General features: G+C 48.2%; 16 protein-coding genes. 6 read left to right on the forward strand and 10 right to left on the reverse strand.

Features of this window, described 5'->3' with window-relative positions:
* Window positions 1-99 precede the first annotated feature (99 nt).
* The 4 genes from ccoG to ACO0K4_RS10280 all read left to right on the forward strand — a co-directional run bounded on the left by ccoG (window position 100) and on the right by ACO0K4_RS10280 (window position 3385).
* A complete protein-coding gene (gene ccoG, locus ACO0K4_RS10265) occupies window positions 100-1512 on the forward strand; it encodes a cytochrome c oxidase accessory protein CcoG (RefSeq protein WP_422956519.1) in 1413 nt (470 codons plus the stop codon).
* A 9-nt stretch (window positions 1513-1521) separates the two neighbouring features.
* Window positions 1522-2064, forward strand: a complete 543-nt coding sequence (locus tag ACO0K4_RS10270; RefSeq protein WP_422956520.1) for a FixH family protein — start codon at window positions 1522-1524, stop codon at window positions 2062-2064.
* Window positions 2065-2120: 56 nt separating this feature from the next.
* Window positions 2121-2378 (forward strand): hypothetical protein, encoded by a 258-nt coding sequence (locus ACO0K4_RS10275; protein ID WP_422956521.1) that lies wholly within the window; start codon window positions 2121-2123, stop codon window positions 2376-2378.
* 188 nt (window positions 2379-2566) lie between these two features.
* Window positions 2567-3385, forward strand: coding sequence for a sulfite exporter TauE/SafE family protein (locus ACO0K4_RS10280; RefSeq protein ID WP_422956522.1), 819 nt, complete (start codon window positions 2567-2569; stop codon window positions 3383-3385).
* A 72-nt stretch (window positions 3386-3457) separates the two neighbouring features.
* On the opposite strand, the gene ACO0K4_RS10285 is transcribed toward ACO0K4_RS10280, so the two are convergent.
* From ACO0K4_RS10285 to kbl, 10 genes are all read right to left on the reverse strand, one after another.
* Window positions 3458-3784: a flagellar basal body rod C-terminal domain-containing protein gene (locus tag ACO0K4_RS10285; protein WP_422956523.1), complete on the reverse strand. Its 327-nt coding sequence runs from the start codon at window positions 3782-3784 to the stop codon at window positions 3458-3460.
* A gap of 97 nt (window positions 3785-3881) precedes the next feature.
* Complete coding sequence (locus ACO0K4_RS10290; protein ID WP_422956524.1) at window positions 3882-5837, reverse strand: MASE3 domain-containing protein; 1956 nt, start codon at window positions 5835-5837, stop codon at window positions 3882-3884.
* 204 nt (window positions 5838-6041) lie between these two features.
* Entirely contained in the window at window positions 6042-6881 is an 840-nt protein-coding gene (locus tag ACO0K4_RS10295; RefSeq protein ID WP_422956525.1) for a universal stress protein, read from the reverse strand.
* A gap of 76 nt (window positions 6882-6957) precedes the next feature.
* Window positions 6958-7863, reverse strand: coding sequence for a helix-turn-helix domain-containing protein (locus ACO0K4_RS10300; protein ID WP_422956526.1), 906 nt, complete (start codon window positions 7861-7863; stop codon window positions 6958-6960).
* 21 nt (window positions 7864-7884) lie between these two features.
* Window positions 7885-8280 (reverse strand): response regulator, encoded by a 396-nt coding sequence (locus tag ACO0K4_RS10305; protein ID WP_422956527.1) that lies wholly within the window; start codon window positions 8278-8280, stop codon window positions 7885-7887.
* Between the two features lie 294 nt (window positions 8281-8574).
* Entirely contained in the window at window positions 8575-9213 is a 639-nt protein-coding gene (locus ACO0K4_RS10310) for a response regulator (protein WP_422956639.1), read from the reverse strand.
* 185 nt (window positions 9214-9398) lie between these two features.
* Window positions 9399-9854 (reverse strand): universal stress protein, encoded by a 456-nt coding sequence (locus tag ACO0K4_RS10315; protein WP_422956528.1) that lies wholly within the window; start codon window positions 9852-9854, stop codon window positions 9399-9401.
* Window positions 9855-10113: 259 nt separating this feature from the next.
* The gene (locus ACO0K4_RS10320; RefSeq protein ID WP_422956529.1) at window positions 10114-11502 is read right to left on the reverse strand and encodes an L-serine ammonia-lyase; all 1389 of its coding nucleotides are present in this window, start codon (window positions 11500-11502) and stop codon (window positions 10114-10116) included.
* A 104-nt stretch (window positions 11503-11606) separates the two neighbouring features.
* A complete protein-coding gene (locus ACO0K4_RS10325) occupies window positions 11607-12572 on the reverse strand; it encodes an NAD-dependent epimerase/dehydratase family protein (protein WP_422956530.1) in 966 nt (321 codons plus the stop codon).
* 33 nt (window positions 12573-12605) lie between these two features.
* Window positions 12606-13847: a glycine C-acetyltransferase gene (gene kbl / locus ACO0K4_RS10330; protein WP_422956531.1), complete on the reverse strand. Its 1242-nt coding sequence runs from the start codon at window positions 13845-13847 to the stop codon at window positions 12606-12608.
* Window positions 13848-13994: 147 nt separating this feature from the next.
* Between kbl and ACO0K4_RS10335 the strand changes: the two genes are divergently transcribed.
* Together ACO0K4_RS10335 and ACO0K4_RS10340 are read left to right on the forward strand one after the other, a co-directional pair.
* Complete coding sequence (locus tag ACO0K4_RS10335) at window positions 13995-14567, forward strand: helix-turn-helix domain-containing protein (protein WP_422956532.1); 573 nt, start codon at window positions 13995-13997, stop codon at window positions 14565-14567.
* A 496-nt stretch (window positions 14568-15063) separates the two neighbouring features.
* A complete protein-coding gene (locus tag ACO0K4_RS10340) occupies window positions 15064-16707 on the forward strand; it encodes an OFA family MFS transporter (RefSeq protein ID WP_422956533.1) in 1644 nt (547 codons plus the stop codon).
* Window positions 16708-16748 lie beyond the last annotated feature (41 nt).

Below are 16748 nucleotides of genomic sequence, written 5' to 3' on the forward strand. Positions count from 1 at the left end.
GAATTCAGTGCCAGTCGTTCTGACACTGAATGATCAGAAGTGCTGATGTTGTTGCGAAGATGTTCGCTATTCATATCATCACTTCCTTTGATAGAAACTATGAAGCATATTCCCATCATACCGGTACCGATAGAAGAGGCTGAAATAGCCTTATTTGAAGAGCGTCGCAAAATATATCCACGTTCACAAAAGGGATGGTTTGCCAGTTGGCGCTGGGTACTGGTATTTTTTACGCAAGCTCTTTTTTATGGTGCCGCCTGGCTTACCTGGAATGACAGGCAGGCAGTATTGTTTGATCTGGTCACACGAAAATTTTATATTTTTGGATTGGTCCTGTGGCCACAAGATTTTATTTATCTGGCGGTCTTACTGGTGATCTCGGCATTATCGTTATTTTTATTTACCGCTATTGCAGGTCGTTTGTTTTGCGGATATGCCTGTCCGCAAACGGTCTATACAGAGATATTTTTATGGATAGAAGCCAGGCTCGAAGGTAATCGCAATGCACGTATCAAGCTTGATGCATCCCCTATATCTGCACGTAAATTTGGTATCAAATCATTGAAGCACAGTGCATGGCTTATTTTATCTTTATGGACAGGGTTTACTTTTGTCGCTTACTTCACGCCAATCCATCAACTGGCAGCGGAAGTATTCAGCTTTACCCTCGGCCCCTGGGAAACCTTCTGGGTACTATTTTATAGCTTTGCAACTTATGGCAATGCAGGCTGGATGCGTGAGCAGGTCTGTAAATATATGTGTCCTTATGCCCGCTTTCAAAGCGCGATGTTTGATAAAGATACGCTGACAATTACTTACGATACCGCACGCGGCGAACCTCGTGGTTCGCGAAATAAAAAAGTCGATTATAAGGTGGAAGGTAAGGGTGATTGCGTCGATTGCGGTATTTGTGTACAGGTTTGTCCGACGGGAATTGATATCCGCAATGGCTTGCAATATGAATGTATCGCCTGCGGAGCGTGCATTGACGGTTGTAATCAGGTGATGGATAAGATGGGTTATGAGCGTGGTTTAATTCGCTACACCACGGATCATGCACTGACTAAACAACTTGATTCCAATGCGATGTGGAGACGTGTTTTTCGTCCGCGTACTTTGGTCTATTCCGGTATTCTCGGCCTCATCATTCTCGCAGCTGGATTGTCTTTGGCTTTGCATGTTCCTTTAAAAGTGGATGTGATCCGTGACCGCGGTATGCCACGTGTGACGGAAACCGGTGCGATTGATAATGTCTACAAAATTCAGATCATGAATACGGAAGAGCTTGCCAAAGAAGTGCAGTTTGAAGTCAAAGGTATCAACGGTATTCGCATCGTAGGCGAGACCACGGTGAGTATTAACGCGGCAACGACTAAAGCAATACCAATGCGCGTTCGCATACCTCCCGGCGCGGCGGAGCCAGGCTCTAACCGTATCAGATTTGTCGTCAAGGATAGTAAGGCTGCCAAATTCACAGTCACTGAAAAGGCTGTGTTTCTGGTGCCAAAATAGGAGAATGATATGAGTGCGATATTCATGCAGGTAAAACCAAAAGCCGACCGCTGGTACAAAGAACCTTGGCTTCTGCTGGTTGTTGGTGGGCCTGCGATTGTGGTGTGTGCAAGTCTGTTCACCGGATTTCTTGCGTGGCGTGGTGCCGACAAAGTTATTGCTGAGGACTATTACAAGCAAGGCTTGATGATTAATAAAGATATCCAAAGAGATGCCCGTGCCAGAGCACTTCAATTGACCTCGGCAATTACATTAGATTCTTCCGGACGTGTATTGATGCAGCTATCCGGTAACGGTGTATTGCCTGATACCGTTCAGTTGAGTCTGGCGAATGCCGCAGCAAACGCAACGTCGGTGAATGAGTTAGTCAGGCGTCTGCCTTTGAAGCAAATTGTGCCGGGGAGTTATGAAGGTCATCTGCCAGCACAATCATCATCGTCATTTAATCAGGTTAAGTTATTTCACGCCAAGCTGGAGACAAGCGAATGGCGTCTGACAGGTGACTGGTTTAATCCAGAGCAAAAACCCTTACAACTACAAGCAGCAAAATAACTTTACTCATCGTATCGAGACTGTTAACTTTGACATTGAATAAAAAGGGACAGGATTTGGAATCGCACAATTCGACTCACCGTCAAACACGGGTACGACCATTATTGATGGTCGTGTTGTGGCCAGCTTTTTTAATGGCTTGTGTCATGACGGGCTTATTTTTCAGTCTGGTTGATCCTATGGAGTTGATCATTCTGGATGAACGCATCAAGATACATATCACCGGTGTTTACACCATCGGTTTTTTCTCCTTCTGGTTGCTGGGAATATTATCCAGTGGCTTAACTGCTTTGTTAATGACGGAAACGCATTGAACCCGGATTTTTCATTAGACCGCTATTACTTCATAGAGATGCGGATGGCATGCGGCTTCCAAGAGAATCCGCCATCGCCGTTGTTCTGACGAAAAATCCGACTTAAATCAAGGACAGATCGTCATGCCCAATCTGACAGAACATACGGGCTATTGGTTCGTCGCTCGTCGCTTTACTCTTCATTGCTTATGTTGACGCTACCACTCGTCATTGCCGCAGTGTCCGCTGGTCTGGCAGGCGGGATTCACTGCGTCGGTATGTGCGGAGGTATCTCCAGTCTGCTGGGTGATGCGGATAGTGAACGCCTCGGTGATGAGAAATCATCGGGTGACTCTGCCCAAAAAAAAGTGATCCATATCCGAGTAGCGGACACCACACCTGATGCTAGCAGTCAAGCTACTGTACAAAGCGTTGCCCCGGTTATTCCCCCATTAATCTTAAGGCATGCCGGGCGCATTTTTATTTATATGCTGGTTGGTGCATTGTTTGGCAGTCTAGGGACTGCCGGTATGCTGTTCAGACCTTATCTACCGGTTCAGCAAATCTTATTTATAGTTGGGAATCTCGCATTAATTTATTTGGGAATGCGTTTGTCAGGCTGGACAGATCTGGTTCGGGCACTGATTCCGTCGTCAGCGTTATTTGCTCGCCTGAACTCATCTGTTACTAATATCCTCAGCTTGGCGATGCGTAATGCATCTCGGTATCCGTTTTTTACCGGTATGGCTTGGGGATGTTTACCTTGCGGTTTATTGTATGGTGTTGCACCGTTTGCTTTGCTGGCGGGTGACGCAAGGTCTGGTGCGATGTTGATGTTGATTTTTGGTCTGAGTGCCTTGCCCTATTTGTTATTAGCGCCAGGTCTCATACGATATGCAAAAATTAGCCGCTATGCGCGATATGTCCGTGTTGTTGCAGCTAGCTTGCTACTAGCAATCGGACTCTCAGGTTTATGGTATTTTGATATGTCGCTGATGCCTGATTTTTTGTGCATCACACCTAGATGAGCTTGTCGGATAGGTGCGTGACTCAGCTGGAATCGGCTAAAGACAGTCAAACACAGTTGGGGTGGTCAACGATTACGCTTTGATATTGATGATCGTGCCCAGTATGTCATCTGCCGTTTTGACGACTTTTGCGTTGATGTCAAATCCTGCTTTAAACTCTAAAGATTGAATAATTTCTTTTGTCAGATCCGTGCTGCTAGGGGTAGCTGAGCTGCCATCTGTTTCTAGGCCATTACTGATCGTTGTCGTAACGCCACCATTTTTTTGCTCCTGGAATGACACTTGTTGCGCTTGAAATCCATTGGTGCTCGCATTCGCAACACTGTTCGCTGAGTTGTCCAAGGCACGCTGGTAAGATTGCAAGCCTGATAAACCTGCATTAAGGGCTGAAATCGACATAATCATTCTCCGGAAGGTACATCGTCAGGATACGCCACTTTACGCTTTTAAGCTGACTCCTGTGATTGTTCTAATGATGACTCAAATTTCGGGTGATTCACGCGCCGGATTCGCTAAATACGATGCTTGTCAGCGGCAAATGGATTTCTATCCGCGTGCCTTCGCCATGATTGCTGCCGACTGAAAATTCACCTTGCATTGCTTTTACCCGTTCGCGCATTCCTACCAGTCCAAACGAACGTGATTTGCGCATATCTTCTTCCTCAATGCCGCGACCATTATCACTGATGGAGAAGCTCAGCTCGTCCTTCGTACGCTCAAACTCAATCACGACTTTATTCGCCTTAGCATGCCGAGTTACGTTCGTCAGTGATTCTTGGATAATCCGGAAGATCGCCGTACTATGCGCATCATCCAGGTTAAGCAGATCCTCGTCTGCCCGCAATTGGCATTCGATCTGATGGCGTTGGGTGAAATCTTTTTGCAATGTTTGCAGGGCAAAGTAGAGTCCCCCTTCATCCAGCGCGCGTGGGCGTAAATCGGTTGCGATACGGCGTAAGGTTGTGATGGAAGTTAATATCAACTGATCCATGCTGGACAAGGCCTTTTGTGATTTGCCTGATATTTCGGTATCGCGTTGCAGCAGGGATAAATCCATCCTCAATGCAGCCAGAAGTTGACCGAGATCATCATGTAATTCGCGTGCAATATGTTTGCGCTCCTCTTCCCGGATACTTTGTAATGCACTGGAGAGTTGACTCAATTGCGAGTGATATTGCGCCATTTTTTCTTTAGCAATTTTTCTCTCAGTGATATCCCGGAAAATCACGGTATAGAAGCGATGTCCATTTTCCATCAAGCTTGAGATCGATGCTTCGATGGGAAATTCTTCACCGCTGGCGCGCAAGCCTGTGACATAAAAATCTTCGAAATTGCCGCCCATTTTTCGCCTTGTGTCACCGGTCTGGCCAAACTTTTTGACGTGACTGCCATGCGACTTACGATGCCGCTCCGGAATTACTGCATTAAGCGAGGTGCCGTTCATGTGCTCTATGGCGTAGCCAAACATCGCCGCAGCAGCAGGATTCGCCAGAATGATATTCTGATGCTCATCGATAGTGATGATGCCATCAATCGCGGTTTCGATGATGCCGGTAAGGCGTTCTTTATGGACAGACAATTCGTCGGCACTCCTCGCAATTTTTTTATTTGCGGCGCTCAAGGTAGCGTAAGGGGCATGAATGTTTACCGCAACCATGCTGCGATAGATCGCCGTCGCTGCCAGAAATTGATAAACATGTCCTGCGATGACATAGATATCACTGGCATCGGTATATAAAGAGAAATACACTTCCGACATCGCCATGGTTGAACTGGCGACAAATAACGAAGCTCTATCGATATGCAGTCGCTCCTCCGCGTGCTTATCCTTGATACGGACAGCCTGACGATATAACAGAGTCGCCGTCAAAACATTGAGGCCGATCAACAGTGACTCACCCATCAGCTTGAAAGTCGTCTGGCCTGATTCCGCCGAGTACGTCAAAGGTACGTACTCAGGTGCAATTAAGATGAAAGCGACACAAATAGTGGTTAGCAGGACTCCCGCGACGAGTATCGCAACCGATTGTGACGGCGATGAAAACGTATCTCTGGAACTAAGTGTAAGTCCTAGTAAGGTGACCGCGACGATCAGCCTTGATATGAGCCAGAAGCTGAGTGATTTATGCATATCAATTGCTTGCAAAAAACCCGGCATACCCTGGAAGCTGATCGCGTGAAAAAAAACTAAAATCGCCGTACATAAAAAAGCGACGGCGAGTATGACGCTACTCTTTTTACGGCGCTCGCCAAAGGCGTTCCAGCAGACGATAAACACAGAGGAAAAAATGACGATAGTTGCTGTTTCTAATGCCGTATGCAAAGGTAAGGAGGCAATGATTTTGTAATGTGCGAAGTTGGCTTTATTCAGCCACATGACACAAGACAACACCAGCAGGCACAGCGCAATCCATTTGGCTTGTTTTAGTTCTTTGGGCATATGGAGCAACATAGAGCGGCGGATCCGGGCGGCTAAATTCGGGTTGTATCAAACAAGTCTATATTTTAGGGGAGTTTGTCGCATGTTAGATATTTTTCTCCGTCTCTGTTTTTAGCTCTGACGAACATAGCGTCGTTAGTAATTAGCGGAAAAAAGTAGATGAAAAAAAGGCACGAATTCACGTGCCTTCATCCATCGATTGTATCAATGCTGATTTTAATGTGACATCAAAACGGGAATGGTCATACTTTCCAAAATAGTTCTGGTCACACCGCCCATGATCATTTCACGGAAACGTGAGTGGCCATAACCGCCCATTACCAGCATATCGCTGTCTAAGTCATGAGCGAGTGAGAGTAGGGCATTGCCAATATCGGTCGAAGTCTTGTGTACTGATACTTCTAATTTGATACCGTGACGGGCAAGATAGAGTGCGATATCCGCACCCGGTTGTTCGCCGTGCGCATCTGGGGTTGCCTTTGGATTGAAGATTGCCACTTGCACTAGATCAGCACGTTTTAATAAAGGAATCGCATCGGTGACCGCGCGTGTCGATTCGCGGCTGGCGTCCCATGAAATCAACGGACGTTTTGCAACCGTCGTGAAATCGCCGGTATAAGGAATGATTAATACCGGGCGACCAGAATTCATCACGATGTATTCAGGAAAATCTGGCAATACAGAAGGCGAGGGCTCATCACGATTCGTTTGGCCGACCACGACCAGATCGCTGTAGCGCGCCTGTAAGCCAATACCACCGCCAGCCTCATCGTTAGCGATCACACTCTCGAAAGATGCTACGCCGAATTCCTGCATACTTTTACCAAAACTGGCGATCGCTTTTTCTGCACGTTCACGTAAAAAATTCAGATGGATCGTCAAATTAGGATCGCTTGCGCTGATGTTGCCGTCTTGATAGATAAAGCGTGAAACACCGGTCACCGCTGTACCGATCAGATGCGCATTGTCCGCAATCGCGATCTCTGCAGCAACCTTGACTCTGAGCGCAGAGCGGCTTGATTCATCCAGATGGACCAGTACGGTTTTGTAAGTCATGTCGGACTCCTTGATGTCATAGAGAAAGCAGGTCTCAGGGTTAAGACCAAGTGTCGATATATTAACTAAGCTTATACTAATTCAGTGCAACCGCAACCTCTTTACTCCATTGCGGGAGTAAGCTCTTTCCTACGAGCGCGGTGACTTTTTCACCCACTTTGAGACGGGTTTTGGCGGGTGGTAAGCGACGCAATGTTTTTAATGCGACAGGATCAAGAATGCCAATCTGGCGTTGCTCAACACGGATCAGTCCCAATTCATTGAAGGCAGACAAGGTACGGCTGACTGTCTCCAGGGTCAAGCCTAGATAACTACCAATTTCATGACGGGTCATGCGTAAATTAAAGAGTTTGTTCGAATAACCGAGTTGTGCAAAACGGTCACCCAGATTAAGCAGAAAGCGGGCGACTTTAGCTTCTGCACTTAATGCACTGAGCATACCGATCATGATTTGTTCACGCACTAATTCTCGGCTCATGGCCCGGAACATGGCCTGTTCCAATTCTGCATACAGGCGGCCAAGGGACGAAAATATTGTGTACGGGACTAAGATGACATCGCAATCAGAGAGGGCAACCGCTTCCGATGCGTGACGTTGCGTATGTATACCGTCGATACCAAGCAAATCGCCTTTCATAGGAAAGCTTAATACCTGCTCGTTGCCGTATTCATCGATTAATACGGTCTTCAAAAAACCAGAATTGACGATATATAAGGTATCGAAATTCTGACCAATGGTATGTATACGCTGACCAGCTTTATAACGCACATGTTGGAATAAAACTTGTTCGTCATCAGACGCTGACGGAGTGGCAATGCCGAGCAAGTCACACACCTCATGCAGATTTGACCATAGTGTGCCGTGGCAGCGCCAGCCAGCATCATTAGACGCAGATGCCGATACGCTTGTCGACAAATAGGCGGCCTGGCTGGCGGTCACTTTGGTATTCGACAACGATGTAGAAACAGTGGCGGTAGACATGGTTTTCCCTCACGAGGTAGATTAATTCAAATTCTTTGATGGCTCTGCATGAATCCAGTTATGCAGGATGCGTAGTATTTGTGCGAAATCGGTGGATTTATCCAGAAAACCATCGGCACCGGCTCGCATGGCTTGCAAGTGATTTGCATCAGTGGCGTGGTTGGTGAGCACGATAATTTTGACCTCAGGTTTCTTTTGTTTGACGCTTTTTAATAAGCTCAGTCCGTTGCCGTCACTAAGCTGCACATCCAAAATCATCGCGTTGATATCCGACTCCAGAATCGCCTGGTAGGCGCTCTTGATATCAGCTGCGACGCCGATAATATGGACATCAGGCAGATCGTCCATGAAATCGACCAGGCGATTTTGGATCAATACAGAATCTTCAACGATGTACAGGTTTAAGCTCGGGCTCATTTTTCTGATCTTGGGTAAATTTGTAATACACTTCTCAATCATTCTTGAGATAAATTCACGGACGCATGCATGTGTTTGCATGAATTCATTATGATCAGTAAGGGAATTGATTTATATCAGGGAATGCTGATTTGACTGACGGAAATTACTGAGTCCTTTGTAGGAATACTCCTAACGGAAGAGCGATGACTCAATCTGTCTTTTCAGGCATTAAGCAAGATAGGCACGCGATCCTGTAGTACTCGTGTGCGTCAAAGAGCGATGTGGGTAGTAGGAAGGTTCTGACAGTGCAGTTCAGACAGATTGAAGCAGATGATGAGAAATCGCGTATTGCACCAGATCAGACATATTGTTCATGCCCATTTTTTGCAGAATACGTGTCTTGTGCGTGCTGACCGTTTTTACGCTGAGGTGTAACAGGTCGCCAATTTCAGTAATAGAACGTCCCTTTACCAGGTGGTTAAATACCTCGAATTCGCGATCAGATAACTGTGTGTGCGGCAAGCCGTTATCGGCGGGCATGGCAGACATCGCGAGTTGTTCGGCAACTTCCATGCTGATATATGGACGTCCTGAGGCGACTTTGCGTAAAGCAGTTACCAGTTGTGTGCCAGCACTCTCTTTGGTCAGATAACCGCGTGCACCGGCACGGATTGCCCGCACTGCATATTGTTCTTCTTCATGCATGGTCAGGATCAGGATCGGCAATTTAGGCATCTCATCCTTGATCTGGCGAATCAGATCAACACCACTGCGCCCTGGCATGGATAAGTCCATCAGCAACACATCAAAATTGCCTAATCTCGCTTTTTCCAATGTATCGAATCCATCTACCGCTTCGGCCACAACCTGTATATCTTCAATGCCATCCAGGATGCGCTTTAAACCTTCGCGCATGATGGTGTGGTCGTCTGCAATCAGTATGCGAATCATCGATAGAGTAGGATAAGAAGGGCAAAATAAAATACGTTTTACCTCATCGGAATCATTGAAGATCGCTATGAGGTAAAACATATTGTACTTTACATCTGGGGACTTCTAGAGGTTCGCCAGTCTACTGCGTCAGCTTTTCCTCAATTTTTTCAGCAGTATGATCTGAGGATGTCGAGCCGTCATTTTTAGCGATGCTTGATACGGTGCACTAATACCGGAATCTGGCAAATGGATAGAACTTTAGTCGTGACGCTACCAAGCAAAAAATTGCCAAGGCCACTGCGGCCATGTGATCCCATAAAAATCAGGTCACAACTATATTGCCCGGCAATATGAACGATTTCTTTGGCGGTTGAATCACTGAATGTCGTCTCACTTTGGACGGCAACGCCTATCATGTTTGCAGATTCTTTGATTGTCTGGAAATAGTGATCGCCGAGCGCTCGCATTGCTGCCTGATATTCCTCTTCGGTCTGGGTAACTGGTGGAATGAATTCACCATACATCGGGTATTGAAAGGTCGGCGCAATAAATGCAATAACGATGCTTGCTGTCAATTGTTGAGCGAATTCCAGTCCTGCGTTGGCGCTACTTAGCGACAGTGCTGAGCCATCAACGGGTAAAAGAATCTTGTTGTACATGATATGCCTTCCCTTGCATGAACATCCAGTATCAAGTGAGCGGACGATATCTGCAGCCTGGATGCTCCAGCGAGCGGGACTTTGCGTCAGCACAAAGTCTCTATCAAAATAGTAGTTTATTTTTTGAGAATTACAAATGGAGTCAGGTTAAGGCGCCAAGCCTAAACCTTAGCGGATGAAGGCATCGAGGGCCTTATCCGCTGTAAGACTCGATTGGATGAATCAGACAAACAGAGAGCAATTGAGTTCCGCAGTCTGCCTAACAAGCGGCGTGATTGACGGTCACTACATGCACGGCCAGACCGCCTAAAGAGGTTTCTTTATACTTGGTTTGCATATCCGCACCGGTCTGACGCATGGTTTCTATCACCTGATCCAGACTGACGTGATGCGTGCCGTCGCTCCTCAGCGCAAGAGAGGCTGCGGTAATCGCTTTGACGGCGCCCATGCCATTACGTTCTATACAGGGAATTTGTACCAGTCCGCCGATAGGGTCACAGGTCATTCCTAGATGATGTTCGATACCAATTTCAGCGGCGGATTCGATTTGTTCGTTAGTGCCGCCTAGTGCGGCAGTCAAGCCTGCTGCGGCCATGGCGCAGGCGACGCCGACTTCTCCCTGGCAGCCGATCTCTGCGCCGGAGATAGAGGCATTTTTCTTGCACAGCATACCGATCGCCGAGGCGACTAATAAAAATTGCCGTATGCCTTGCTCGGGATTACTTGGTTTGCAGTCTTCTGCGTAGTAGCGTAAAACTGCCGGGATAATGCCCGCAGCTCCATTGGTCGGCGCAGTGACTACGCGACCGCCAGCGGCATTTTCTTCATTAACGGCCATCGCGTAGAGGCTTACCTTGTGCATGCCGTCATGCGGCAATACATCCGCGCTTTCATTGGCGCTGCGCCACAATTTGGCCGCCCGTCGCTTGACATGCAGACCACCGGGTAATTCACCGGAGATTTGCAGACCCCGCGAAATACAACCCTTCATAACGGACCAGATTTTGTCGACGCCCGCATCCAGTTCAGCATCACTGCAGCGCGTGACTTCATTGGCGCGCAGCATTGCGGCGATGGAGAATCCGCTACGCTGACCATGTGCCAGCAATTCGGCCATCGTCCCAAAATGAAAGGGCAGCGAGGAACTTGCAGCGCTGTCGGCACTGCCTTGAGCAGATTGCTGTAGCTCTGCTTCAGTCGAAATAAAGCCACCGCCAGTAGAGTAAAACACTTGTTCGCATACCGTACCGTCATTGCGCGTCAGGGTAAAACGCATACCGTTCGGGTGACCTGGCAAGACTTCCTGCTTGTGCCACAGCAGATCGTCCATCATGTCGAATTTGACTGGATATTCTCCCAGCAGATTCATGCTGCCACTGTCAGCAAGGGCAGTGAGTTTGTCTTCTACTGTGTCGGGAATGACATCTTGTGGCGTCTCGCCCATGAGCCCCAGCAACACGGCTTTATCCGTTGCATGACCATGGCCAGTCAATGCGAGAGAGCCGTACAACGCAACCTGGACTTTGCTGACTTTAAATAATTCAGGACATTCGAGTAAAAACCGTCGCGCCGCCAGCATGGGGCCGACGGTGTGGGAGCTGGATGGACCTACACCTATTTTAAATAAATCAAATACCCGCATGTCCATACATTGTCCTTTGTCTCGTATATCCTGATCATGTCTGATTCGGCATCGCTATGATCGCTATCATCGCGATGTCAGAATGTCTTGCTGATCCGGATTTTTTTGTTTTATGCAGCAAGCGCTCCGTTACTGACTTTGACGTTCTTCAACATGTCGCTTACCAATTGTTGCAGACCGATTTGCGCTTGCCATCCCCAGTCTTTGCTGGCGATGCTGTCATCCAGGCTCTGCGGCCAGGTTGCAGCAATCGCTTGGCGGCTGTCCGGGGCGTAGTGTATGTCAAAGCCTGGCAAATTTTGTTTGATTGCGAGGGCTAATTCCCGTGGATTAAAGCTTAAACCGGCCACATTGTAGGAGGAACGTATAGAAAGTTTGCCTGCAGGTGCATCCATCAGGGAAATCGTGGCACGAATCGCATCGGGCATGTAGATCATCGGCAGCGTTGTCTCTGCTTCGAGGAAGCAGTCATAGCGCTCACCACGTAAGGCAGAATGGAAAATCGCAATCGCATAATCAGTCGTACCGCCGCCAGGAGGCGATTTGTAGCTGATGATGCCAGGGTAGCGAATACTGCGGACATCGACACCATACTTCTGGAAGTAGTATTCGCACAGACGTTCACCCGCCAGTTTGCTAATGCCGTAAATCGTGCTTGGATCCATGACCGTATACTGCGGCGTATTAACGGCCGGTGTGTTGGGGCCGAATGCGGCAATTGACGATGGCCAAAAGACTTTCAGAGGCTTGCCCGCTTCTCCGCGGATACGGGCGAGTTCCAGAATGTTCAGCAAGCCATCCATGTTCAAGGTCCAGGCTTTTAGCGGTACCTGTTCGCCTGTCGCAGATAACAATGCAGCCAGTTGATACACCTGGGTGATCTGATATTGCTCGACGACTTCAGCAAGGCGGACTGGATTCAGCACGTCGATAACCTGATAGATCTTGGCACCGTACAGGCTGTTTGGGCTGATATCGGCGGCAACGACATTGTCTGCGCCATGTTGTGCGGCTAAGGCATCAACCAGTTCGCTGCCGATCTGGCCGTTGGCACCAATGACTAATATTTTTTCCATGTGATTTCCTGAGTACCTCTGATTGAATTGGATTTACTTGATCAAGCCCAGTTCGCGACCTGCCTGGGCGAAGGCGGCGAGAGCGGTGTTTAGTTGCCCGGTGGTGTGCGCTGCAGACAATTGCACACGCACGCGGGCTTGCCCCATCGGTACCACTGGATAAAAGAAGCCGGTTACCAGGATGCCGAGTTCATACAGGCGAGCCGCAAATTGTTGGGCGATAGGGGCATCGAACAGCATCACAGGCACCACCGGATGTGTGCCAGGCTTGGTCGTAAATCCGAGTGCGGCAATTTCTTTGCGGAAATGCGCTGTATTGGCATGCAAGCGATCACGTAATTCGGTTGACGAAGACAGGCGCTCTAACACGGCGAGTGAGGCGCCGGCGATCGAGGGTGCCAGTGTGTTGGAAAATAAGTACGGACGGGATTTTTGACGCAAGGTATCGATTACCTCTTTGCGTGCCGAGGTGAATCCACCCATTGCGCCGCCCAGTGCTTTACCCAACGTGCCAGTGATGATGTCGATACGACCCAAAACATTGTGGTGTTCATGTGTGCCGCGACCTGTTGCACCCATAAAGCCCGATGCATGGCATTCATCAATCATTACCAGGGCATCGTATTTATCTGCCAGATCGCAAATTTTATCGAGCTTGGCAATCGTGCCATCCATTGAAAATACACCGTCGGTCACGATCACCCGATGGCGCTTGCCAGCGGCGGCTTGTAATTGGACTTCCAGATCCGCCATATCGTTATGTGCATAACGGAAGCGTGCCGCTTTACACAGACGGATACCATCGATGATCGAAGCATGGTTCAGAGCATCCGAGATGATCGCATCGTTTTCATCGAATAAAGGTTCAAATACGCCGCCGTTTGCATCAAATGCGGCTGCGTACAAAATAGTATCTTCTGTTCCCAGGAAGCTGGAGATTGCGCTTTCCAACTGTTTATGTACTGTTTGTGTGCCGCAGATAAAACGTACCGAGGACAGACCGTAACCATATTGTTCTGTCGCCTTGATCGAGGCCTGTACCATCGCCTCATCGCCGGATAAGCCAAGATAGTTGTTTGCGCATAGATTAATGAGTTGGCGGCCATCGTCGCAGGTCACTTCCGCACCCTGGCGAGAGGCAATCACACGCTCTGGTTTATAGAGTCCTTGCTGACGCAGCGTATCCAGATTCTGGCTCAGACCATTAAAAAAAGTTTGCTTCGTCTGGGTAGTCCCTGCGGTCAGTGTTGTCGTTGCTGTGTTTGTTGTGCTCATGGTCACCTCCGGTATGGCTGAATAAAACATCCCAGCAGCGTTGCGCTCTGGTAAGATGTTTTTAATCTATTGAAATATTCGATATGAAGAACTAAAGTTCGATATAGTGGATATTATCTGTGCTTATAAAACTATGCAAGCGGAAATATGAAAAAAAATCTGGCTAATACCCCGCCCGAAGTTGGCGCAACTCTGCAAAGAATGCGTCTGGATCGTAATCTGACGCTGGAGGATTTATCCCGTACCGCGGGAGTCTCAAAATCCATGCTGTCACAAATTGAGAGGGAAAAAGCTAATCCGACCATCGCCGTCGCATGGCGTCTGGCCAATGCCTTGGGGGTTGGTATTGCCGAGTTGCTATCGGCAGAGACGCCGAAGGTCGATGTGATCCGTATGCTGGAGCCGCATGAGACACCGACTCTCCCGGGAGAGCATGCCGGTTATGTACTAAAAATCCTTGGACCTATGGAGCTGGCGGGTAAATATGAGTGGTATGAGCTCAGTTTGGCTCCGGGCGGTGCACTGGTGTCAAACTCGCATGATCCGGGCGCTACCGAGCATTTGACCCTATTGAACGGTAGTGTCGAGGTGGAGGTCGATGGTGTGAAGAAGAAACTCAAGGTCGGTGGCACGGCGCGCTATGAGGCGGATAAAAATCACGCGATACGTAATACAGGCAAGACCGAGGCAAAGGCTCTGATGGTGGTTATTCATCGCTAATGCGTGCTGCTTGATGAGCTGCTAATATGAATTGCTGATGCTAGATTGTTTAAATTGTAAATAAATGAAGTATGCAGTTGGCCATTGATCGGCTCCAGCCTGATTCTGGATTGTGAATGTCATTATTTGATGCAATGTTTCTGGAATAGGGGTTTGTACCGGTAATAATATACTCCCTCTATTTTTTTATAAAATACCTTCTATCCGCAGCATTTACGGGGGCTTTGTAAAAATACTTCCTCCCTGTACTTCATCTTTTACTTAAAGGTCTGATTGTCAGGCTTATTTATATACCGCTATCATTTACCTGTCAGGAATATTGATTAACCTTGTACGTAGTAAGGAAATGTTGCAAAACAATCTTGCTACAATTTAATGAATTGTCAAAAAGAATTTTTCATAAGACAATTCAGCAGCATTTAATTAAATGCTTACGCTATTTGTTTGTCTATTCCCCTTAATTATTCAAGCTTGATCAAGCTAAGGATGGATTCCCATGTCTCAATCTCAATATTCCTTACTGGCAAAGGAACGCACCATTGCAGGTGAAGGTTTCAACCGCTGGCTAGTACCACCCGCCGCACTGGCAATCCATTTATGTATCGGTATGGCGTACGGCTTCTCGGTGTTCTGGTTGCCGTTATCTAAAGCGATCGGTATCGATAAACCGCTGGCTTGCGCTGCTGACATGGGCTTAATCGCCGAATTGTTTGCCAGCAACTGCGACTGGAAAATCTCCACGCTGAGTCTGATGTATACCCTGTTCTTCATCTTCCTCGGTTCCTCTGCTGCCTTGTTCGGTGGCTGGCTGGAGCATGCAGGTCCGCGCAAAGCCGGTGTTGTTTCGGCGATCTGCTGGTGTAGCGGTCTGGTGATCTCTGCGCTTGGCGTGTACTCGCATCAAGCCTGGTTGTTATGGCTTGGCGGCGGTGTGATCGGCGGTATCGGTCTGGGTCTGGGTTACATCTCGCCTGTGTCCACTTTGATTAAATGGTTCCCTGATCGTCGCGGTATGGCGACGGGTATGGCGATCATGGGTTTCGGCGGCGGCGCAATGATCGGCTCGCCTATGGCAGATTGGCTGATGCGTCATTTCGCTACACCGACCTCAGTCGGCGTATGGGAAACTTTCTTGGTCATGGCGGCTATTTATTTCGTCTTCATGATGGCAGGTGCCTTCGGCTATCGCGTACCAGCTTCCGGCTGGAAACCAGCGGGCTGGACCCCACCTGTTGCGGCAAATAATGCCATGATCACTAGCAAGCATGTGCATTTGTCCAAGGCCTGGAAGACCAAGCAATTCTGGTTGATCTGGGGCGTCTTGTGCCTCAACGTGTCAGCCGGTATCGGTATTTTGGGAATGGCCTCACCTTTGCTGCAAGAAGTATTCGGCGGTAAATTAATTGGTCTCGATATTGGTTTCAATGACTTGAGTGGCGATCAAAAGAAACAGATCGCTACTATCGCTGCCGCATTTACCGGTTTGCTGTCCTTGTTTAATATTGGTGGCCGCTTCTTCTGGGCATCAATCTCTGATTACATCGGCCGTAAAGGAACATATTTTGTTTTCCTGATGCTCGGTTTCATTTTGTATGTCTCCATTCCGACCGTCGCGCACGCTGGTAGCCTGGCGTTGTTCGTCCTGTTTTTCTGTATTATTTTGTCGATGTACGGCGGTGGTTTTGCGACAGTGCCTGCGTATCTCGCCGATATGTTCGGTTCACAAATGGTGGGTGCGATCCACGGCCGTCTGTTGACTGCCTGGTCAACTGCGGGTGTGCTCGGTCCGATTCTGGTGACGTATATCCGTGAATACCAATTGGCACATGGCGTACCAAAAGCTCAGGCCTATGACGTCACGATGTACATTCTGGCAGGCATGTTAGTACTCGGATTTATCTGTAATTTGCTGGTGCGTCCAGTGAAAGACAGCGTCTTTATGACCGATGAAGAGTTAGCTGCTGAGCGCAAGCTTGCCCATGATCGCAGCGTTGCAGCGACCACTGACAGTAGCGGTGTGGTCGTCGCGGCTACGGCCAGCAGCCCTGTCACTGTCGTATTTGCTTGGGCAGCAGTAGGAATTCCACTTTCAATCGGCATCTGGATTACCTTGCAAAAAGCAATCGTCTTGTTTAAATAAGAACAGACTAAACAGAAAAAAAGATCGCCTCTGTGCGATCT

Source organism: Undibacterium sp. RuTC16W (genome assembly GCF_049339445.1).
GTDB lineage: Bacteria > Pseudomonadota > Gammaproteobacteria > Burkholderiales > Burkholderiaceae_D > Undibacterium.

Coding starts and splice junctions, on each gene's coding strand:
- ccoG (WP_422956519.1), top strand. CDS start 100: ATGAAGCATATTCCCATCATACCGGTACCGATAGAAGAGGCTGAAATA.
- ACO0K4_RS10270 (WP_422956520.1), top strand. CDS start 1,522: ATGAGTGCGATATTCATGCAGGTAAAACCAAAAGCCGACCGCTGGTAC.
- ACO0K4_RS10280 (WP_422956522.1), top strand. CDS start 2,567: ATGTTGACGCTACCACTCGTCATTGCCGCAGTGTCCGCTGGTCTGGCA.
- ACO0K4_RS10285 (WP_422956523.1), bottom strand. CDS start 3,784: ATGTCGATTTCAGCCCTTAATGCAGGTTTATCAGGCTTGCAATCTTAC.
- ACO0K4_RS10290 (WP_422956524.1), bottom strand. CDS start 5,837: ATGTTGCTCCATATGCCCAAAGAACTAAAACAAGCCAAATGGATTGCG.
- ACO0K4_RS10295 (WP_422956525.1), bottom strand. CDS start 6,881: ATGACTTACAAAACCGTACTGGTCCATCTGGATGAATCAAGCCGCTCT.
- ACO0K4_RS10300 (WP_422956526.1), bottom strand. CDS start 7,863: ATGTCTACCGCCACTGTTTCTACATCGTTGTCGAATACCAAAGTGACC.
- ACO0K4_RS10305 (WP_422956527.1), bottom strand. CDS start 8,280: ATGAGCCCGAGCTTAAACCTGTACATCGTTGAAGATTCTGTATTGATC.
- ACO0K4_RS10310 (WP_422956639.1), bottom strand. CDS start 9,213: ATGATTCGCATACTGATTGCAGACGACCACACCATCATGCGCGAAGGT.
- ACO0K4_RS10315 (WP_422956528.1), bottom strand. CDS start 9,854: ATGTACAACAAGATTCTTTTACCCGTTGATGGCTCAGCACTGTCGCTA.
- ACO0K4_RS10320 (WP_422956529.1), bottom strand. CDS start 11,502: ATGGACATGCGGGTATTTGATTTATTTAAAATAGGTGTAGGTCCATCC.
- ACO0K4_RS10325 (WP_422956530.1), bottom strand. CDS start 12,572: ATGGAAAAAATATTAGTCATTGGTGCCAACGGCCAGATCGGCAGCGAA.
- kbl (WP_422956531.1), bottom strand. CDS start 13,847: ATGAGCACAACAAACACAGCAACGACAACACTGACCGCAGGGACTACC.
- ACO0K4_RS10335 (WP_422956532.1), top strand. CDS start 13,995: ATGAAAAAAAATCTGGCTAATACCCCGCCCGAAGTTGGCGCAACTCTG.
- ACO0K4_RS10340 (WP_422956533.1), top strand. CDS start 15,064: ATGTCTCAATCTCAATATTCCTTACTGGCAAAGGAACGCACCATTGCA.